This window comes from Bradyrhizobium sp. Kon10 (assembly GCF_055807395.1).
On sequence record NZ_JBVVOZ010000010.1, the window covers coordinates 38,160 to 56,762 of the forward strand.

17 protein-coding genes are annotated in these 18,603 nt (G+C 64.4%); 7 read left to right on the forward strand and 10 right to left on the reverse strand.

Features of this window, described 5'->3' with window-relative positions:
- Positions 1-7 precede the first annotated feature (7 nt).
- The 5 genes from AC0L2O_RS15990 to AC0L2O_RS16010 all read right to left on the reverse strand — a co-directional run bounded on the left by AC0L2O_RS15990 (position 8) and on the right by AC0L2O_RS16010 (position 3,853).
- Positions 8-1,285, reverse strand: a complete 1,278-nt coding sequence (locus AC0L2O_RS15990; RefSeq protein WP_473370390.1) for a beta-ketoacyl-ACP synthase — start codon at positions 1,283-1,285, stop codon at positions 8-10.
- A 43-nt stretch (positions 1,286-1,328) separates the two neighbouring features.
- Positions 1,329-2,537 (reverse strand): beta-ketoacyl-ACP synthase, encoded by a 1,209-nt coding sequence (locus tag AC0L2O_RS15995; RefSeq protein ID WP_369724630.1) that lies wholly within the window; start codon positions 2,535-2,537, stop codon positions 1,329-1,331.
- Complete coding sequence (locus AC0L2O_RS16000; protein WP_369724628.1) at positions 2,534-3,004, reverse strand: 3-hydroxyacyl-ACP dehydratase FabZ family protein; 471 nt, start codon at positions 3,002-3,004, stop codon at positions 2,534-2,536. The genes AC0L2O_RS15995 and AC0L2O_RS16000 overlap by 4 nt, the downstream gene beginning before the upstream one ends.
- Before the next feature lie 10 nt (positions 3,005-3,014).
- Complete coding sequence (locus AC0L2O_RS16005) at positions 3,015-3,302, reverse strand: acyl carrier protein (protein ID WP_007592476.1); 288 nt, start codon at positions 3,300-3,302, stop codon at positions 3,015-3,017.
- Positions 3,303-3,511: 209 nt separating this feature from the next.
- The gene (locus tag AC0L2O_RS16010; protein ID WP_369724625.1) at positions 3,512-3,853 is read right to left on the reverse strand and encodes a hypothetical protein; all 342 of its coding nucleotides are present in this window, start codon (positions 3,851-3,853) and stop codon (positions 3,512-3,514) included.
- Positions 3,854-4,134: 281 nt separating this feature from the next.
- Here AC0L2O_RS16010 and AC0L2O_RS16015 point away from each other — a divergent pair, with 281 nt between their 5' ends.
- Positions 4,135-4,761 (forward strand): ParB-like protein, encoded by a 627-nt coding sequence (locus tag AC0L2O_RS16015; RefSeq protein ID WP_369724623.1) that lies wholly within the window; start codon positions 4,135-4,137, stop codon positions 4,759-4,761.
- A 135-nt stretch (positions 4,762-4,896) separates the two neighbouring features.
- Positions 4,897-5,052 (forward strand): hypothetical protein, encoded by a 156-nt coding sequence (locus tag AC0L2O_RS16020; RefSeq protein ID WP_369724622.1) that lies wholly within the window; start codon positions 4,897-4,899, stop codon positions 5,050-5,052.
- 52 nt (positions 5,053-5,104) lie between these two features.
- On the opposite strand, the gene AC0L2O_RS16025 is transcribed toward AC0L2O_RS16020, so the two are convergent.
- The 3 genes from AC0L2O_RS16025 to AC0L2O_RS16035 all read right to left on the reverse strand — a co-directional run bounded on the left by AC0L2O_RS16025 (position 5,105) and on the right by AC0L2O_RS16035 (position 8,724).
- Entirely contained in the window at positions 5,105-5,941 is an 837-nt protein-coding gene (locus AC0L2O_RS16025) for a hypothetical protein (RefSeq protein ID WP_473370391.1), read from the reverse strand.
- Positions 5,942-6,199: 258 nt separating this feature from the next.
- A complete protein-coding gene (locus tag AC0L2O_RS16030; protein WP_409189190.1) occupies positions 6,200-6,781 on the reverse strand; it encodes a peroxidase-related enzyme in 582 nt (193 codons plus the stop codon).
- 203 nt (positions 6,782-6,984) lie between these two features.
- The gene (locus AC0L2O_RS16035; RefSeq protein ID WP_409189189.1) at positions 6,985-8,724 is read right to left on the reverse strand and encodes an ATP-binding protein; all 1,740 of its coding nucleotides are present in this window, start codon (positions 8,722-8,724) and stop codon (positions 6,985-6,987) included.
- 431 nt (positions 8,725-9,155) lie between these two features.
- Between AC0L2O_RS16035 and AC0L2O_RS16040 the strand changes: the two genes are divergently transcribed.
- Positions 9,156-10,124 (forward strand): catechol 2,3-dioxygenase, encoded by a 969-nt coding sequence (locus AC0L2O_RS16040; RefSeq protein WP_409189188.1) that lies wholly within the window; start codon positions 9,156-9,158, stop codon positions 10,122-10,124.
- Here AC0L2O_RS16040 and AC0L2O_RS16045 read toward each other — a convergent pair.
- Both AC0L2O_RS16045 and AC0L2O_RS16050 read right to left on the reverse strand, forming a co-directional pair.
- The gene (locus AC0L2O_RS16045) at positions 10,121-13,648 is read right to left on the reverse strand and encodes a molybdopterin cofactor-binding domain-containing protein (RefSeq protein WP_473370392.1); all 3,528 of its coding nucleotides are present in this window, start codon (positions 13,646-13,648) and stop codon (positions 10,121-10,123) included. The genes AC0L2O_RS16040 and AC0L2O_RS16045 overlap by 4 nt on opposite strands.
- Positions 13,648-14,130 carry a (2Fe-2S)-binding protein gene (locus AC0L2O_RS16050; RefSeq protein WP_369724613.1) on the reverse strand — a complete coding sequence of 161 codons (483 nt, stop codon included), beginning with the start codon at positions 14,128-14,130 and terminating at the stop codon, positions 13,648-13,650. Before AC0L2O_RS16050 ends, AC0L2O_RS16045 begins: the two co-directional genes overlap by 1 nt.
- A gap of 265 nt (positions 14,131-14,395) precedes the next feature.
- Between AC0L2O_RS16050 and AC0L2O_RS16055 the strand changes: the two genes are divergently transcribed.
- From AC0L2O_RS16055 to AC0L2O_RS16070, 4 genes are read left to right on the forward strand one after another with little or no spacing between them, the layout of a single operon-like run.
- Complete coding sequence (locus tag AC0L2O_RS16055; protein WP_369724611.1) at positions 14,396-15,853, forward strand: 6-hydroxynicotinate reductase; 1,458 nt, start codon at positions 14,396-14,398, stop codon at positions 15,851-15,853.
- Positions 15,850-16,749 carry a UPF0280 family protein gene (locus tag AC0L2O_RS16060; protein ID WP_473370393.1) on the forward strand — a complete coding sequence of 300 codons (900 nt, stop codon included), beginning with the start codon at positions 15,850-15,852 and terminating at the stop codon, positions 16,747-16,749. The genes AC0L2O_RS16055 and AC0L2O_RS16060 overlap by 4 nt, the downstream gene beginning before the upstream one ends.
- Before the next feature lie 15 nt (positions 16,750-16,764).
- Positions 16,765-17,349, forward strand: a complete 585-nt coding sequence (locus tag AC0L2O_RS16065; protein ID WP_409189185.1) for an amino acid synthesis family protein — start codon at positions 16,765-16,767, stop codon at positions 17,347-17,349.
- A gap of 39 nt (positions 17,350-17,388) precedes the next feature.
- The gene (locus tag AC0L2O_RS16070) at positions 17,389-18,591 is read left to right on the forward strand and encodes an ABC transporter substrate-binding protein (protein WP_473370394.1); all 1,203 of its coding nucleotides are present in this window, start codon (positions 17,389-17,391) and stop codon (positions 18,589-18,591) included.
- Positions 18,592-18,603 lie beyond the last annotated feature (12 nt).

Consider the following 18,603-nt stretch of genomic DNA (forward strand, 5'->3'; position numbering starts at 1 on the left):
CGTCCGGTCAGGCCGGTTCGCGGGTCAGGATCAGCGAGGCGTTCTGGCCGCCGAAGCCGAACGAGTTCGACATGACAGCGGTGACGCGGGCGTCGCGCGCCTTGTTGCCGACGACGTCGAACAGGATCGTGGGATCCGGAGTGTCGTAGTTGATCGTCGGCGGAATTCGCTGATGCTCGAGTGTGAGCAGCGAAAAGATCGCCTCCACCGCGCCCGCGGCCGAGATGGTGTGGCCGACCATCGACTTGTTCGACGTGACCGGAATCTTGGAGACGAGATCACCGAATACGGCCGATGTCGTATTGTACTCCATCTTGTCGTTTTCGGGCGTCGCGGTGCCGTGTGCGTTGATGTGGTCGATCTGGTCCGGCGTCATGCCGGCATCGGCCAGCGTCTTGTTCATGCAGCCGATGATCGGCTTGCCGTCAGGCGAAGAGCGGGTGCGATGGAAGGAATCGGTGAGCTCGCCACAGCCCGCGATGACGCCGAGGATCTTTGCGCCGCGCGCGATTGCGGCTTCATAGCTCTCCAGCACGAGGGCGCCTGCGCCTTCGGCCATGACAAAACCGTCGCGATTCTTGGAGAAGGGACGGGAGGCCGCCTGCGGCGGCTCGTTCTGCGTCGACAGCGCGGAGAGCAGGGAGAAGCGCACCAGCGCCTCCGGGTTCACCGTGCCGTCGGTCGCCACGCAAAGCGCAGCGTCGGTTTCGCCGCGGCGGATCGCCTCGACGCCGAGCTGGATCGAGGTCGCGCCCGAGGCGCAGGCCGTCGACAGCGAGATCGGCGAGCCCTTGGTGCCGAAGGTCTCTGCGAGGTAGGCGGCCACCGAGCCGAACATGAAGCGGTGATGATAGGCGCTGTACTTGCCGCCGCCCGAGATGCGCAGCAGATCGTCATAGGTGAAGTCCGGCCTGCCCACGGCGCGGCCAAGCTCGCGCCGCTGCGGCCATTCGACCTCGACCGGCGCGACCGCGAGAAACAGCGGGCCCGGAAAATCGCCCTTGGCCCCGATGCCGGCTTGCTCCAGCGCTTCCTCCGTCACCAGCTCGGCCATCCGCTCGGACAGGCCGGTGGAGGAGAACGGATCGACGCTGACGAAATCGACCGTGCCGGCCATCGTGGTCTTCAGGCCGTCGACCGGAAAGCGCGTGATGGTGCGGATGCCGGACTCGCCGGCCACGAGCTTCGCCCAATTGTCGGTCTTGCCGGCGCCGAGCGAGGTCATGATGCCCATGCCGGTGACGACGACGACGGGACGTCCGAGTTTGTCGCGTGGTGCAGTCATGGAGTCCCCGCTCAATCAACAACCTGCCAAAGCGCGACGCGCTTTAGCGAACCGCCTCGACCAGCGCCATGCCTTCGCCGCGCCAGTGTCCGGCTCCCACGACCACAATCTGGGTGGGCGCGCCCTGCATTTCAATCTCGGTCCCCGTCGAATCGTTCGGCGGGAATAGCGCGCCACGCGAGATCGCGAGCGCTGCAAGCGCAATCCCGAGCGGAAATTGCGTCTCCATGGTGTGGCCGAACATCGTGCCGGTCGAGCGCACCGGGAATTCGGAATGGTTGTTCAGGAAGCCGCGCTCTTCCGTGGTCGCCGGCTCCGCGCCGGTCGCGCCCGTGATGATCGCACCCTTGCCCTCGCGCTTGGGCAGCTTCGCCCACAGCTTCTCCAGGGTCGCGGCCATGTCGCCATCCTGCTTGCGCCGGGCGAGATCGGCCACCACGCTCGACAGTTTTGCAAATGGCTTTGCGCCGCGCGCTTCCGCATGCGCCTTCGATTCCAGCACCAGGAAGGCGCCGGCCGAGCCGAGCGCGAAGCCGGCGTGATCGTTGCGCGCCCAGACCGGTGCGAACTTGTCCTTCAGGTTGAAGTCGCCGAATTCGTAGAGGACCATCAGGTCCTTGCGTTCGCCATTGTGCGAGCCGCCGATCAGCGCGATGTCGCTCTCGCCGGAGGCGATGCGCGACAGGGCAATACGCGCGGCATCCGCGCCCGCGACCTCTTCGCCCATGAAGGTGCGCGAGGTGCCGCCCAAGCCATGCACGATGGCGATGTTGCCGGCGAGCAGATTGGAAAGCTGGGCCAAAAACAGCGTCGGCCGCAGATCGCTCATCAGCCGCTCGTTGAGGAAGCCAGGCGCGTTGGCGCCCTTGGCCTCGGCCGTGAGCACGCCGGTGTCGACGTTGAGATCGCGCTCGCCACCACCTGCGGCGACCACCATGTCGATCTTCGAGAGGATGTCCTTGTTGCCCTTTATGCCTGCGGAATCCAGCGCAAGGCCCGCGGCATAGACGCCGATGCGCTGCCAGGCTTCCATCTGGCGCTGGTCGCCCTTTTTCGGGATCTGGCTGTCAAAGGACACCGGCAGCAAGGGATGCACGATGAACGGCGCAAAGCCCTTTTCGTCGACGTTGATGCGCCTCTCCTGGAGCGCGGTCCAGTTGGCGTCGAGCCCTTCCCCGAGCGAGGTGGCGAGCCCAATGCCTGTGATCCAGACTTCTGTCTGGCCGGGCTTCGAAGCAGCAGTGTCAGTCATGGCGATACGGCCTGTTGCGGAAAGCCGACGCGCTTGGCGACCGCCTCCATGTATCCGCGCATATCCGGATTGGGAAAGGGGATCAGTGTGAAGGTGAGCGCCGAGTTCGCACGCAGCTTGCCGGCGACCCTGATCTTGGCCTCGGTCATGGCGTAGCCCGAGCCCTCATGGGCCAGTGTTGCCTCGATGCTCATGAGATCGCCCGGAAACACGGAACCACGGACCTTGCCTTCCTTGACGGCGGCGAGAATCGGCATGCGCTCGAACTTCAGGGCGCCGAGCAGCAGCCAGCCCGAGGCCTGCGCCATCGTTTCGATCAGGAGCACGCCGGGCATCAGCGGATAGCCCGGGAAGTGGCCCTCGAAGACGGTGCTTTCGGTCGGGACCTGCGCTTCGACGACGATCTTCCTCTCGTCGACCTTGAGGTCGACGATGCGATCGATCATGTGGAAGTATTCGAGTTGCATGACCGCCCGATTAGGCGCTCGCGCCCTTGGCCGCAACCAGTTCGTCGATGCGGGCGCACAGGTTCTTCAGCACGAAATACTGCTCGGTGGTCGCCTTGCCGTCATTGACCTCCTGGGTCCACTTTTCGAGCGGCAGCTTGATACCGAACTGCTTGTCGATCGCGAACGCGATGTCCAGGAAATCGAGGCTGTCGATGCCGAGATCATCGATGGCATGGCTATCCGGCGTGATCGTGTCGCGCGGGATGTCGCAGGTTTCAGCGATGATCGTAGCGACCTGATCGAATGTGGAGGACATCACTAAGCCTTTGATATATTGTGGGTATTTGTCAGATATTCCAGAGTGGCAGGGTGGGTGGGCATCGCGCCCCGAATGACGCCCTCAAACCCCCTCTGGTTGGGTCGGAAGCCCGTATATCGGAGCGCCGCCTTGAGTTCAATGGAGCGGGACAGGGCGCGGACAGGGCTGGGGATGCCGGTTGCAGCGCCTCCGGCCCGGGGCCGCGCCTAGATATGCGGTGTCGTGATCCTGACGCAGTCCCGCCGGCCCATCAGCACGCAATCCTGGGTCCGGCGCAGGTCGGCAATGCTGACGGCGAGCCAGATTCCGATCGCGGTCAGCGCGATGGTGAAGGCCAGCGCCGCGATATTGGCGAGCATCCGATGGCGGAAATCGTCGGGCTCCTCGCGGGGCTGCTCATAGCGTGACAGATCGAGCGGCTCGGGAACTGCGTGCAGCGGTTGCACGATGCCGCTGCCCCGGTGGACCACCGGGGACGGCGTGGTGCGCGGCCTGAACTGGAGCACCCGGTGCTCCTCGTCCGAGGTTATGGGCCGCTGGGATGTCATGGCGCGGGGATTTCTCCGAAGCAGCTTTTAAATAGCATAGGGGACACCGGGGTTGCAGAAAATATTCGCGACCAGCACGTGCCTTGCGCGTCCGCATGATCTGGCACGGGGCGCCGCGAAGACCAGCCGAACTGGTTGTGGTCCCGCTGTCTGGAATGCACCCGTTGCGCTGCACAACTCGCGATAGCGCTTGCGCGAGCGCATTTTGCCGTCGCAACGCCCATGGCATAATAGGGAACCCTGGACCACCAACTTGCAACCAGACGAGAGGCCCTTCCATCATGACCACAAACGCGCGCGAGCCGAGAGTGCATCCGGTGCCGATCCTGTCGCTCCGGCCGACGCAGATGACGGTGGGCATGCGCGAGGTCAAGGAGAAGCGCAAGCGTTGGCGCGAGCACGGCAAGAAGAAGCAGTCCGACCTGCTTGGCACCCACATGATTCCGGTCGTGCATGGGCCGGACGAGCGCTACTACGTGATCGATCATCACCATCTCGGCCGCGCGCTGCATGACGAGGGCATCAAGGAGGTGCTGGTGACCGTCGTCGGCGATCTCAGGATGGTCGAGCGCGAAGCGTTCTGGGGCGTGATGGACAACAAGCGCTGGGTTTATCCTTACGACGCCAAGGGCGAACGCCGTCCATTTCGCGACCTGCCGAAATCTGTCGTCGATCTCAAGGACGATCCGTTCCGCAGTCTCGCCGGCGAGCTCCGCCGCATGGGCGGCTTCGCCAAGGACACCACACCGTTCTCCGAATTCTTGTGGGCCGATTTTCTGCGCCGAAAGCTATCGCGCAAGGCGGTGGACGCCAATTTCGACAAGGCGCTGGAGAAGGGGCTGGCCGCGGCCAAGAGCAAGGATGCGATCTATCTGCCGGGCTGGTGCGGGCCGGCGTCGGACGATTAGGCGCAACGCTCGGGCGGCGTTGCGAACTGCGGCACATCACAGTCGCTTGAGCGAAGTCATTCTTCTGCCGCACGAAAACGTCCTGAAACAAAGCGGTTCGATGCTTCGTCGCTGTCACCCACGAAGGAGGATGAAATGCGTCGTCTGGTCTTCGCCGCCGTTTTGCTCGCAGTCGCCTCAGTCGGGGGTTACAGTTTTGTCTCCGCCTCGCTTGCTGCTGCTCACGCGACCAAAGCTGCGACTTTCTCCGAACGCTTTGCCCCGGCGGTCGAGCTGATGGCGAAGCGCTAGCGGTCCGGTGCATCGGCGCTAAACTGTCGCGGCGCGGACTCGCCGTTCCGCTTCAAGCAGCCGTATCGCGGTCGATCTTCCGCAAGCGCACGAAGGCGGCCCAGGCCCGTGGATATTCGTTATCCTTGGGATCAATCGCGAGCAGCGCGCGGCATGCTTCCTTGATCTCCTCGGGCGAAGGACGCCGGGTCGGAATACCGGATGATTTCGCTTCCTCCCAACGAGCCTCGACATCTTTCGCGAAAGCCATGGCTTCGGCGCTCGTCCGCTTCTGCGTTGGTTTCGCCAGCGCATGGCCGGAGGGGAACGTTGGCCAAGCGGCCGGCGGCTGGTCGATAGGCCAGATCTGTTCGTCTCCCAAGGGGGCCGCGACGCTCGAACCTGAGTGCTGCGTTGCCGGCGCCCATCCTGACCCTGCCGAGGCCGTCGAACCTGACGAGCCCGCCGATTTCGGCGCGACGGCTGCTGTCTGTCCAGCGAGTTGGCTAAGCTGTTGTTCCATGGTCCCGCCGCTGGACTTCGGGATGATGTTTTCAACGGTCGTGATCACCGATAGCGCGCCTGGCGATATCAACTTGTTCCGGTCGGCTATCTTGTCGTCAGTCGCGGTTGGGCACGGCCTGTATGTCGAACGCTGCGACGTGATCCGGCCGTCGTCGTCGATACGGGCAAAATCGATTGCGACGGTGTAGACGAAGGCGGTCTCGACATACTGCCCCTTTTGATCCATCGCCTTCACGGCGCCGCACACATATCTGGCCTTGTCTGCATCGACCGTTCGCAGGCCGTTGAAATGAGCTGAATTCGGCGCAATCAGCACACGTGAGACGGCGGCCCGCGCCTTGCCGTGCTCCGATTCAAGCATGCTCCATATGTTGCTGGCCTCCATGACCTCGGGCTGATAATTCCAGACATATCCGGCCGCGAAGAATGCCGCGCCGATGCTGGTTGCGACAAGAAATGCCCGCACGTTCATGAGACGGCCCTCTCAAGGCACGACTCATCCGCGTCTCCGATGATGGAAACTGTGCAAGTTGTGCCAAAGCGTTTGTGCTAGTTGAGGGTGAGTCTCTTAACAAAACGTGTGCGATTGCAAAAAACCCGAGTTCCCGTCAAACGGGAACTCGTCGCCGGTGACGGCGGCCGGTCATTTCTTCGGCAGGCGTCCCATCAGATAGAACTCCTCGTTCGGCCGCATGCCCGTGAAATTCGCCAGCCGGTTCGACAGCGCGAAAAAGGCGGAGATCGCAGCGATGTCCCAGATGTCGTCGTCGCTGAAGCCGTGCGGGGCGAGCGCGGCAAAATCGTCCTCGGAAATCCGCTGCGCGTCCGCCGACACCTTCATCGCGAAATCAAGCATCGCCCTCTCGCGCGCCGTGATGTCGGCCTTGCGGTAATTCACTGCGACCTGGTCGGAGATCAGAGGGTTCTTGGCGCGGATGCGCAGGATCGCACCGTGCGCGATGACGCAATATTGGCACTGATTGGCTGCTGAGGTCGCCACCACGATCATCTCGCGCTCGGCCTTGGTCAGGCCGCCGTCCTTTTCCATCAGCGCGTCGTGATAGGCAAAGAAGGCACGGAATTCGTCGGGGCGATAGGCCAACGTCAGAAATACGTTCGGCACGAAGCCGCTCTTCTCCTGTACGGCGAACAGCTTCGTGCGGATGTCCTCCGGCAACGTGTCGAGGGCGGGTGCGGGGAAGCGTTGTGCGGCGGGATTTGTCATTGGCATGTTTTCCGGATTGCAGCCGGCAAACATAGTCGATGCGGGCGCGGGGCTCAACGTGCCGCACGCTCAGTGTCATCGCCCGATTTAATCGGGCGATCCAGTATTCCAGAGACAGCAATGGGATACGGAGAGGCCGCGGCGTACTGGATGCCCGCTTTCGCGGGCATGACGGCGGAGTTTGCGGAAGCGGTGTCCGCCGCCTACCGTAGTGGCTTTTTCAGCAGCGAGAAGCGGTCCGGATCGAGCCCCATCGACGGTTGCAGCATCGGGACTTCGGCGGGGGCGAGCGTCCTGGCGGGCGGCGCCGAAAACACCGGGTCGTTCGGCACGTCGCGCTGCGACGTCGCGCCGCGCCAGCGCTCGAGCACGGCGCCGACGAAATGCATGTCATGACCCGATGTCACGGAAGGAACGCTGCTGATGGTGGCTTCGCCGCGCGGCAATTGGTGCGGCGGCACCTCCTTGAAGCGCAGGCGCGTCGGCAGCGCGACGCCTTCGCCGAACGCAAGCACCTCGCGGGTGCCGAGCGAGGGCACGAAGGAGAGTAGATTAGCGGCGGCGTCCGACACCGCGGCGCGGAGCAGCGCCTGGTCGCGCTCGTTGGCGAGACGCATCGTGAACAGCGTGTTGCATTGGGAGATGATGGTGGCGTCGAGCTCGGCCGGGCGCTGCGTAATGAGGCCGAGATAGACGCCGTATTTGCGGCCTTCCTTGGCGATGCGCGACACCGCCTTGCGGGTCGGCCCGAAGCCGACATTGCGGTCGGCGGAGGCATAGCGGTGGGCTTCCTCGCAGACGAACAGCATCGGCGACACGCCGTCGCTCCACAGGCCGAAGTCGAAGGCCATGCGGCACAGCACCGAGACGACGGAATCGATCACCTCGGCCGGGAAGCCGGCGAGCTGCATGACCGTCATCGGCTTGCCGTTGGCGGGCAGGCGGAACAGATGACTGATCACCTCGGCCATGGTGTCGCCGCCGACATTGGCGTTGTCGAACATGAAGGCGTAGCGCGGATCATTGCGGACCGCTTCGATGCGCGAGATCAGCTTGTGATAGACGATGCGCGAGGAGCGGTTTTCCAGCTTGCCCATGCGCTCGTCGATCAGCGAGATCAAATCGACCAAGCGGTATGGCACGGGCGTGTCGACGGTGAAGCCGACCTGCTTGGGATCAATGCGCTTCAGGCCGAGGCGGTCGGTGTTCTGGTACTGCGTGTAGATGGCCTTGGCGATCGGGATCACTTCGGCGAGAACGTCGAGCTCCTCGGGGACTCCGGCGCGGCCTCCGAACAGCACGTCGACGATTTCCTCGAAATTGAACAGCCAGAACGGCAGTTTCAGGTTTCGCGGGTTGATCACCAGCGCGCGGTCGCCGAAGCAGCGGCCATATTCGTTGTGGACGTCGAGCAGGAAGATGCGAAGGTTCGGCCGTGCCTTGAGGATCTCGTTGAGCAGCAGCGACACGCCGGTGGATTTGCCGACGCCGGTCGATCCCAGCACCGCGAAATGCTTGGACAGCATTTCCTCGATATCGACATAGGCGATGACGGAACGGTCCTGCTGGAGGAAACCGACATTGATCTGGTCCGATCCGGTCGGCGCGTAAATCGTGCGCAGCTCCTGGCTCGTGATCAGGTCGACTGAATCGCCGATCGTCGGATAGTTGGTGACGCCGCGCTGGAATTTGGCCTTGTCGGCGGCGTTGTGGATCTCGCCGAGCAGGTCGACCGACGCGATCGCGATCAGATTGTCGGTGCTCGAGAGGTTTTCGCAGGATACCTCGGTGATCATCGCGACGATGACCGAGCTGGCGCCGCGGATGCTGACGAAGCGGCCAACGGTGGCCCGAACCTCCGAGACCGGCATCCGGCTTTCCGCCAGAAGTCCGACCCGGGCGAGCGACCCGCGTACCGAAATCACGCGTCCAAAGGATGTCACGATGGATGAACCTGGCAAGAGCGAGGAATCTGGCCCTGACTATGCAAGCTGCGGCTGGACAAACGGTTAAACGGCAGGCGCGGGCGCTTTGTTAAATCCGCGATAATTCGGCTAACAGGTTTGTTCCTAATGCCTATTTGACGGGCAACCGCCCGAAAATGCCTGCTTTTCCAGACCCGGTCGCTCGAAAGTACTTAAGGAAGATTTTACCATTCGGGCAGTCGGCCGAATGCGCGCGGGTTCGCAGCTCGCGGGCCGGTAGCCCCACGGCAGGCAGCGGAGGTCTGGTTTGTTGACGGGAGCTAATCATTTGTACATTAGTACAAATGTACCCGGCGTCAGCGCCAGCCCAGGCGCGCCAACAATGATGGCGTCGCTGCCCGATTTGCGCGTTCCGCAGAAGCGGATCGCAGCGACGCGTTGGAGGAAGCATGCAGCCCGAACCCATCCTCGATCTCGCCCATCTCGGCCACATGGAACTGCTGACGCCGAAGCCTGACGAGAGCCTGAAATTCTTCGTCGACGTCATGGGCATGACCGTCAGCGGGCAGAAGGGCGAGTCGGTCTATCTGCGCGGCTGGGACGATTATGAGCGCTATTCGCTCAAGCTCACAGCCTCGAAAACCTCCGGCATGGAGCACATGGCCCTGCGTGCGCGCAGCCAGCAGGCGCTGGAGCGCCGCGTCGCCGCGCTGAAGGGATCCGGCTTCGACCTCGGCTGGATCGATGGCGACATGGGGCAGGGCCCGACCTTCCGCTGCCGCGATCCCGACGGTCACATCGTCGAGCTCTATTACGAGACCGAATGGTATCAGGCGCCGCCGGAGCTGAAGCCGGCGCTGAAGAACCAGGCGCAGCGCTTTCCCGCGCGCGGCGTCAACGTCCGCCGCCTCGATCATCTCAATTGCCTCGCGATCGACATTAAAGCGAACCGCGAGTTCTTCGAGACTTACCTCGGCTGCCGGCTGACCGAGCAGATCGTGCTCAATGACGGCCGGGAAGCCGCGATGTGGCTGACGATGTCGAACAAGAGCTACGACTTCGCCTATTCTCTCGACCACTCGGGCACCCCCGGCCGCTTCCACCACGTCACCTACGCGCTCGACAGCCGCGAGGAGATTCTTCGCGCCGCAGATATCTTCCTGGAGAACGGCGTGCACATCGAGACCGGGCCGCACAAGCACGCGATCCAGCAGACCTTCTTCCTCTATGTCTACGAGCCCGGCGGCAACCGCATCGAAGTCGCCAATGCCGGCGCGCGGCTGATCCTGGCGCCCGACTGGAAGCCGATCGTATGGACGGAGGAGGAGCGCAAGAAGGGCCAGGCCTGGGGATTGAAGACGATCGAGTCGTTCCACACCCACGGCACGCCGCCCGTGGAGGCGAAGAAGCACGCTTAGTGAGTTGACGTGCGCACGCGCGCAATCGTCTCGCGGACGCCGCTCCACGCCGGCTTGTCGGGCGCAAACTGCCGGCGCAGGAACGTGACGAGCGCTTCGAGCTGCGCGTCGCTCATGCTGTTCCTGAAGGCGGGCATGTAGCCGAGATCGCTGGAGGCGGGCTCGGTGATGCCGTGCAGGATGACTTGCACAAGGTTGTCCGGCGTCGCGCTGTGCAGATTGCTGTTGAGCCCGAGCGAGGGCCGGCTGCCGAACAGCGGCAGGCCACCGACCTCGTGGCAGACCGCGCAGGCGCCCCGATAGAGCCGCGCGCCGGTGGACGCCGCGACGGTGACTTGCGTCGCCGCTTCGAGCTTCGCAGCGAGCGCATCCTGCGTTTGCCGGTCGGTCGCAGCATCGCTGAATGAGTTGAGATAGACCGCCATCGCACGGATCTCGTGGTCGGGCAGCGCCGTGAGATCCCTGACGATCGGGGCCATCGGGCCGGCGGCGACGCCGTGATAGCGCGACTGCCCGGTGCGCAAATAGGCGAAGAGCTCGTCCTCGCTCCACGGGATCGGCGCGTGCGAGAGCGAGGTCAGCGCCGGCGCCTCCCAGCCCTCGGCGAAGCCGCCGGCGAGATAGGCGTTGCGCTGCTCGGCTCCGAGCGCGTTGCGCGGCGAATGGCAGGCGCTGCAATGGCCGAGGCCCTCGACCAGATAGGCGCCGCGATTCCACTGCTCGGATTTTGCCGGATCGGGCTTGAACTCGTTGGTCTGGTGGAACAGCGCATTCCATCCCGCAAGCAGCGGACGAAGGTTGAACGGGAAGGCCAGCGTGTTCGCAGGCGCCGTGGCCCGCACCGCAGGCTGCGCCATCAAATAGGCGTAGAGCGCCTGAAGGTCGGCATCGCTCGTCTTGGAAAAATGCGTGTAGGGAAAAGCCGGATAGAGCTGCCGACCGTCGCGATGCAGCCCGTCGCGCATCGCGCGCTCGAAGGCCGGATAGGACCAGGCACCGATTCCGGTTTCAACGTCGGGCGTGATGTTGGTTGCGTAGATCGTGCCGAACGGCGTCTCCAGCGCGCGGCCGCCCGCATTGAGCGGGCCACTGACATTGGTATGACACTCCGCGCAATTGCCGAGCGCCGCGAGCTGCTGGCCGCGCGCGATCGTCGCCGCGGAATAGACTGACGCATCCGGCTGCGCGATCGGCGCGATGGCGCGACCGGGCAGCAGCGCTGTTCCGATACCGATCGCAGCGGTGCAGACGGCTGCAATCGTCGCGAACATGCCGGTGCGCTTGGCGAACGGATTTTGCCGGATGTGCGACGGCTGTGGCGTGGGCGGAGCGGGCAGGGCTTGCGGCGTGGCCGCTGCGTCGCCATGCAGTCCCCTCAGGATACGCTCCGGCGTAAACGGCGGTTCGCGAAAGCGCACGCCGGTGGCGTCGAAGATCGCATTGGCAATCGCCGCCGCGCTCGGCACGGAGGCGGACTCGCCGACGCCGAGTGGCGGCTGGTCCGGCCGCGGCAGCAACAACACGTCGATCTTGGGTACGTCGGGGAAGGGAATGATCGGATAGGCGCCCCATTCGCGCGCCGCCACCGCGCCGCGCTCGAACGAGACTTCCTCCATCAGCGCGCGGCTGGTCGATTGGATGACATTGCCGTGGATCTGGTGGCGCACGCCATCCGGATTGATCATCAATCCGGAGTCTTGTCCCGCGATCACACGCGTCACGCTGACATCGCCGGTGGTCTTGTTGACGGCAACGTCGGCCACCCAGGCCGACCACGCCGCGCCATAGCCGGGAAACTTGCTGTGGACATAGAGCGCATAAGCAAAGCCGCGCCCGTGCACGACCTCGCCGTCTTTCTCCTCGCGCACCGGCCGTGGCGTCCAACCCGCGCGCTCGGCGACCGCATTGACGAGATCGACCGCGCGCTGGTCCCTGAGGTAGCGCAGGCGATATTCGATGGGATCAACGCCGGCCTCGGTGGCGAGTTCGTCGATGTAGGATTCGTGCGCAAAGGTGTTCGGCAGCGCCGAGACGCCGCGAAGCCAGGACGCGCGTACGATCGGCGCCATGTCGTGGGCGACGACGCGCATATGGTCGTAATCGTAGGGCGGGATCGCGGTGCGATCGCCCATCTGGAGGACGGCGGGCTCGGGCGAGATCCGTCCCGTCAGCAACAGCGCCAGCGTCGGCGCCGCGTTCGACGGATAGCGCGTGGCGAGATCGTAAGCCGCGACGCCGCCGTCGGCATTCAGGCCGCCATTGACATCGATGAGCTGCGCGGTGCCCTTGGGCTCCCAGGCGTGCTCCTGCTCGCGTGTCAATTGCACGCGCACGGGACGACCGACCGCGCGCGACAGCAGCAGCGCATCCGCAGTGACATCGTCGGCGCAGTTGCGGCCATAGCAGCCGGCGGCCTCGAGCCGGATCACCTCGATCTCGCTCTCCGGGCGCTCGATCAGCAGGGCAAGGTCGCCGCGCAGCAGGTGCGGATTTTGGGTACCCGACCAGACTCGGATGTTGCCGTTCTGGAAGTCGGCGACCGCGCAGGAGGGGCCGATCGAAGCGTGCATCTGATACGGCCAGACGTAAGTGCGCTGGATCGGCTTGGCCGCCCCGGCAATCGCCATGGTCACGTCGCCCTTGTCGATCAGCGTGCGCGGCGTCGACGGATTGGCGCGCAGCGCCGTCTCGACGTCGGCGAGGTCGGTCAGCGCCGGTGTCGGCTTCCAGCTCAACTTGAGCTGCTCGGCAGCGCGAATCGCATTCTCTTCGCGCTCGGCGACCACGCCGACGAAATCCCCGACCCGCACGACGGCAGTGAGGCCGGGAATGTCGCGCACCGATGATTCGTCGACGGCGATCAGGCTGCTGCCGACGAACGGACCGGCATCGACGCCGGCATAGGGTGGACGCACGACGCGGCCGTGCAGCATGCCGGGCACGCGGATGTCGTGCACGAAGGTCAGCTCGCCCGTGGCCTTTGCTGGGAGATCAACGCGGGGCATCGACTGGCCGACGATGGCGTAGTCGCTGACGGCCTTGACGTGCACGTCGTCATCAAGCTCGAGGCGAATGGTCGCATCGCCGATCAGCTCGCCATAGCTGACGCTGCGATTGTGTCCGCGGACGAGGCCGTCCTCGATCTCGAGGTCGATCGCCGGCAGCTCTAGGCGCTCCGCCGCGCGCGCGATCAGGAAGTGCCGCGCTTGCGCTGCGGCCTTGCGCAGAGGGACAGCGGTAATCTGGATGGTTTCGCTCGCAATCGTCGCGCCCTGGTTCGGCACAATGGCGGTGTCGCCGAGCACCACCACGACGCGGGCAAAGGAGACGTCCAGTTCCTCGGCGACGATCTGGCCGAGCGCAGTGCGGATGCCGGTGCCGAGATCGACATGGCCATTATAGGCGGCGACGGAGCCGTCGGCGGTGATCCGCACGAAGGTCTCGGACGTGACCTCGTCCGCGGTGCGGACCACGACAAGCGAGCCGGATGCCCGCTCAGCTCCGTTCGAAACAGCGGAGGCCATCAGTCACAGGCCCCGGCGAGCTGGCCCGATGCGCGCATCACCGCGCGGAGGATTTCGACATGCGTGCCGCAGCGGCAGAGATTGTAGCGTAGCGCCGCCAGTGCCTCCTGCTGGGTCGGCCGCGGATTGATCGCGAGCAGCGCCTTCGTGGTCATGATCATGCCGTTGAGGCAGTAGCCGCACTGCGCGGCCTGCTCGTCGATAAAGGCCTGCTGCACCACATCCGGCTTGTCGCTTGTGCCGAGTCCTTCGAGCGTGACGATGTCGCGTCCCGTGCAGCCGCCGACGGGAATCACGCAGGAGCGCGCCGGGGCGCCGTCGATCAGGACAGTGCAGGTGCCGCATTCGCCGAGGCCGCAGCCATATTTCGGGCTATTGAGTTGAAGATCGTTACGCAGCACATAGAGCAGCGGCGTCTGCGGCGCCGCCGCGACGTCGTGGATCCTGCCGTTCACGGTGAGGCGGCTCGGTGTCTGCGTCATCCTCGTTTCCAAGCTCTGGTTCTCAAGCTCTGGCGACCGCGGTCGCAAGTCGTATGTCGCGACGATACCGTTTGTACACAAACGTGCAAGCCGCCATCCCGCAGTGCAGCGCAACTGCCCGCTTTGTGGACAGCGCCGGGAGGCAAATGGGGTTTTATTCGGCAGCGGCGTCTTTTCGCCTGCGGCGCCGCTTGACAGCTATCCGGAGCGCGCGCAACATCGTTCGTATACGAATGATAAACCGTCGCGATCCGCTGGCTTTGACATGGTGACTGAAACGACGAGCGCCGCCACCGACAAGATCCGCTGCGATGCCTGTCCGGTGATGTGCTACATTAAGCCAGGCGCGGCGGGCGCCTGCGACCGCTATGCCAATGACGACGGCAAGCTCGTTCGCGTCGATCCGCACATCATCCTTGAACGCACGGTGTCGCAGGGCGGCAAGCTGGTGCCGTTCAGCCGCACCGAAGATTGGGACGGCAAGATCGTCCACGAGCCCTCGACCTTCGTGACCGCGATCGGCGCCGGCACCACCTATCCCGATTACAAGCCCGCGCCGTTCATCGTGTCGTCCGAGGTCGACGGCGTCGACATGGTCACCGTCGTCACCGAAGGCATCTTCTCCTATTGCGGCATCAAGGTGAAGATCGACACCGACCGCTATCTCGGGCCGGAAACCGCGACCGTGCGCGCGCAGGGCGAAGCGGTCGGCCACGTCACCACCAGCGAATACGGCTCGCAGATGCTCTCGCTCGGCGGAGTGCATCATCTGACCGGCGGTTCCAAGAAAGAGGGCCGGGTCACCTGCGACACGCTGATGGACCTCGCCAATTGCAAGCCCGTCGAACTCACTGTGGACGGCGGTGCGACCGTGGTGGTGCAGGCCGGCCAGCCGCCGGTCGTCAACGGCGCCAAGGAAGAGCGCATGCGCGTCGGTTGCGGCTCGGCGACCATCGGCATGTTCGCCAAGCAATGGCATGGCAAGGTCGACGAAGTCGTCGTGGTCGACGACCACATCACCGGCGTGCTCAGCGAGCACCAGGCCGGCAAGCTGCTCGATATCGCCGATACCGGCATCAAGATGAAGGGCCGGCGCTCCACGCCCGGCCGCTATTTCCAGGTCGCCGATCCCGGAACGGGCTGGGGCGGCACCAACATCTCCGATCCGCTGGCGATCCTCGGACCGTTCGACGCCAAGGAAGCCAGGCCTGGGCTGACGATCCTGATGGTCTCCACGACCGGCGAGCATTCGTCTTATTATGTGCTCGACGCGGCCTTGAAGCCGGTCGAGACCGAGATGCCGCCGGATCTGAAGTTCTCGGTCGAGCGTATCCAGGAGAATTGCGAGCCGGCGCTGTGCACGGTGCTGTTCATGGCGGGTGCCGGCGGCTCGTTGCGCGCAGGCGTCACCGACAACCCGGTGCGGCTGACGCGCTCGGTGAAAGACGCGTTGACGCGCGTCACCAGCGGTGGCGCGCCGGTCTACGTCTGGCCGGGCGGCGGCATCACCTACATGGTCGACGTGACGCAGATGCCTTCGGGCGCGTTCGGCTACGTGCCGACCCCGGCGCTGGTCGCGCCGATCGAGTTCACGATGAAACTGACTGACTATGCCGCGCTCGGCGGGCACATGGATTACGTGAAGCCGCTGTCCGAGGTCAGGGGCGGTGACGATGTCCGCCAGTTGCCCTGGCAGAACCCGATTCCGGGACGGCGAGCATGACAAGGCTCCCGCAAATCGCATTGCTGTCTGATGGCCGGCGGCTGCATTTGCAGGATGGACCGATTGATTTGATCGTGGAGGCGAGGGGGCTCGGGCACCATGTGCGTGCGGCTTACGAGGCGGCGGCGCGCCGTTTCACCGGCCTGCTCGATGAACTCTGCGCTGAGCTGACGGAATTGCGCTCGGCGGTGGTACCCGGGGCGTGCGCACTGAACGGCGTTGTTGCACGGCGCATGCACGCAGCCGTCGCGCCCCACGCCGGCGATTGCTTCATCACGCCGATGGCGGCGGTTGCCGGAAGCGTGGCGGAGGAGATCCTCGGTGCCATGCTGGCGGCGGCATCGCTCGATCAGGCCTATGTCAACAACGGCGGCGACATCGCGATCTATCTCGGCGAAGGCGAGCACTTTTCGGTCGGCCTGATGGACCGCCCCGATCGCAGCGGCGTGATGCGAACGATGAAGGTCAATGCAAACGATCCCGTGCGCGGCATCGCGACCAGCGGACGTCACGGCCGCAGCTTTTCGCTCGGAATTGCGGATGCCGTGACGGTGCTGGCCCTGACCGCGTCGCAGGCTGATGCGGCGGCGACGATCATCGCCAATGCTGTCGATCTGCCCGGGCATCCCGCGATCATCCGGCAGCCTGCGAACGCGCTTCAGCCCGACAGCGATCTCGGCGCACGTCTCGTGACCCGCGAGGTCGGTGAATTGTCGCGGGCCGAGATCGCCACGGCGCTCGAATCTGGCGCGGAATGTGCACGGGAATTGTTCGACCGTGGATTGATCGAAGGTGCCGTGTTGCAGCTTTGTGGTGATATGCTTGTCATCGGAACAAAGGACATTGAGCGGCAACGATCGCGCCCGGCTGTGCTGGAAAATGCGATTCATGCCTGAGCAGGGACGTGGAACATGAGCGCGATCATTCGCAAGATCGTCACCGTCGTCGAAGAGACGCAGATGGAGATGGGCCGCCAGGTGTCGCCGCCGACGCGGCGCGCGGCGGCGATCGCCGTGATCGAAAATCCCTTTGCCGGACAATATGTCGAGGATCTCTCGCCGCTGATCGCGATCGGCGAGGAGCTGGGCGAACTCCTGTCGAAGCGCGCGGTGGCGGCACTCGGCATCGACGGTTCCAAGGCGCAGAGTTATGGCAAGGCTGCGGCCGTCGGCGAGAATGGCGAGCTGGAACATGCGGCCGCGATTCTTCACCCCAAAATGGGCGCGCCGGTGCGCAAGGTGTTGAGCAAGGGCGCGGCGCTGATCCCGTCCTCGAAGAAGCGCAGCGGCCCGGGCACGACGCTCGACATTCCCCTCGGCCACAAGGATGCGGCGTTCGTGCGCAGCCATTTCGACGGGATGGAAGTCCAGATCAACGACGCCCCGCGTGCCAACGAAATCATGGTCGCGGTCGCCGTCACCGACAGCGGCCGTCCGCTGCCGCGTGTTGGCGGGCTGACCGTTGCGGAGATCAAGGGCGAAGACGGTCTGAGATAAAGACGGTCTGAGGTAGTGAGTTCAAAACTGGAGGTTGGGATGCGAGCAAGAACCTATTTTGTCGGCGCGGCCTTCGCGCTTCTGGCCGGCGGCATGGCTCATTCGGCCCTGGCGCAGGAGATCAAGATCGGCGAGATCAACAGCTACTCGCTGCTGCCGGCCTTCACCGACCCCTATCGCAAGGGATGGCAGCTCGCGGTCGAAGAGATCAACGCTGCCGGCGGCATCAACGGCAAGAAGCTCGTCGTCATCTCCAAGGACGACGGCGGCAAGCCGGCCGATGCGCAGACCGCGGCCAACGAGCTCGTCTCGAGCGAGGGCGTCGCGATGCTCACGGGCACGTTCCTGTCGAACATCGGCCTTGCGGTCAGCGACTTCACCAACCAGAAAAAGGTGTTTTTCCTCGCGGCCGAGCCGCTGACGGACGCCATCACCTGGTCGAAGGGCAATAAGTACACCTTCCGCTTGCGTCCCTCCAATTACATGCAGGCGGCAATGCTGGTGGAAGCCGCCAGCAAGCTGCCGGCAAAACGCTGGGCGACGATCGCGCCGAATTATGAATACGGCCAGTCGGCGGTCGCGGTGTTCAAGAAGCTGATGTCGGAGAAGCGTCCGGACATCCAGTGGGTCGACGAACAATGGCCGCCGCAGGGCAAGATCGACGCCGGCCCGGTGGTGCAGGCCGTTGCCGCCGCCAATCCCGAAGCGATCCTCAACGTCACCTTCGGTGCTGATCTCGTCAAGCTCGTGCGTGAAGGCAACACCCGCGGCCTGTTCAAGGGTCGCGAGGTCGTCTCGTTCCTGACCGGCGAGCCGGAATATCTCGATCCGCTCAAGGACGAGACGCCCGAGGGTTGGATCGTCACCGGCTATCCCTGGTACTCGATCAAGACGCCCGAGCATGACGCGTTCCTGAAGGCCTATCAGGCCAAGTACAACGACTATCCGCGTCTTGGCTCCATCGTCGGCTACCAGACCATCAAGTCGGCGGCGGCGATCCTTGCCAAGGCCGGCTCGACCGATCCGGAGAAGCTGATCACTGCTGCGGAAGGGCTGTCGGTGCCGTCGCCGTTCGGTGAAATCACCTTCCGCAAGATCGACCACCAGTCGACGCTCGGTGCTTATGTCGGCAAGACCGCGCTGAAGGACGGCAAGGGCGTGATGGTCGACTCCACCTACAAGAAGGGCTCGGACTATCTGCCTGGTGACGCCGAAGTCGAGAAGCTGCGGCCGAAGGATTGATCGCGACTTTCC

What these genes read in the sequence shown, in the direction of transcription:
- AC0L2O_RS15990 (WP_473370390.1), bottom strand. Translation starts at nt 1,285, where the DNA reads ATGACTGCACCACGCGACAAACTCGGACGTCCCGTCGTCGTCGTCACC.
- AC0L2O_RS15995 (WP_369724630.1), bottom strand. Translation starts at nt 2,537, where the DNA reads ATGACTGACACTGCTGCTTCGAAGCCCGGCCAGACAGAAGTCTGGATC.
- AC0L2O_RS16000 (WP_369724628.1), bottom strand. Translation starts at nt 3,004, where the DNA reads ATGCAACTCGAATACTTCCACATGATCGATCGCATCGTCGACCTCAAG.
- AC0L2O_RS16005 (WP_007592476.1), bottom strand. Translation starts at nt 3,302, where the DNA reads ATGTCCTCCACATTCGATCAGGTCGCTACGATCATCGCTGAAACCTGC.
- AC0L2O_RS16010 (WP_369724625.1), bottom strand. Translation starts at nt 3,853, where the DNA reads ATGACATCCCAGCGGCCCATAACCTCGGACGAGGAGCACCGGGTGCTC.
- AC0L2O_RS16015 (WP_369724623.1), top strand. Translation starts at nt 4,135, where the DNA reads ATGACCACAAACGCGCGCGAGCCGAGAGTGCATCCGGTGCCGATCCTG.
- AC0L2O_RS16020 (WP_369724622.1), top strand. Translation starts at nt 4,897, where the DNA reads ATGCGTCGTCTGGTCTTCGCCGCCGTTTTGCTCGCAGTCGCCTCAGTC.
- AC0L2O_RS16025 (WP_473370391.1), bottom strand. Translation starts at nt 5,941, where the DNA reads ATGGAGGCCAGCAACATATGGAGCATGCTTGAATCGGAGCACGGCAAG.
- AC0L2O_RS16030 (WP_409189190.1), bottom strand. Translation starts at nt 6,781, where the DNA reads ATGACAAATCCCGCCGCACAACGCTTCCCCGCACCCGCCCTCGACACG.
- AC0L2O_RS16040 (WP_409189188.1), top strand. Translation starts at nt 9,156, where the DNA reads ATGCAGCCCGAACCCATCCTCGATCTCGCCCATCTCGGCCACATGGAA.
- AC0L2O_RS16045 (WP_473370392.1), bottom strand. Translation starts at nt 13,648, where the DNA reads ATGGCCTCCGCTGTTTCGAACGGAGCTGAGCGGGCATCCGGCTCGCTT.
- AC0L2O_RS16050 (WP_369724613.1), bottom strand. Translation starts at nt 14,130, where the DNA reads ATGACGCAGACACCGAGCCGCCTCACCGTGAACGGCAGGATCCACGAC.
- AC0L2O_RS16055 (WP_369724611.1), top strand. Translation starts at nt 14,396, where the DNA reads ATGGTGACTGAAACGACGAGCGCCGCCACCGACAAGATCCGCTGCGAT.
- AC0L2O_RS16060 (WP_473370393.1), top strand. Translation starts at nt 15,850, where the DNA reads ATGACAAGGCTCCCGCAAATCGCATTGCTGTCTGATGGCCGGCGGCTG.
- AC0L2O_RS16065 (WP_409189185.1), top strand. Translation starts at nt 16,765, where the DNA reads ATGAGCGCGATCATTCGCAAGATCGTCACCGTCGTCGAAGAGACGCAG.
- AC0L2O_RS16070 (WP_473370394.1), top strand. Translation starts at nt 17,389, where the DNA reads ATGCGAGCAAGAACCTATTTTGTCGGCGCGGCCTTCGCGCTTCTGGCC.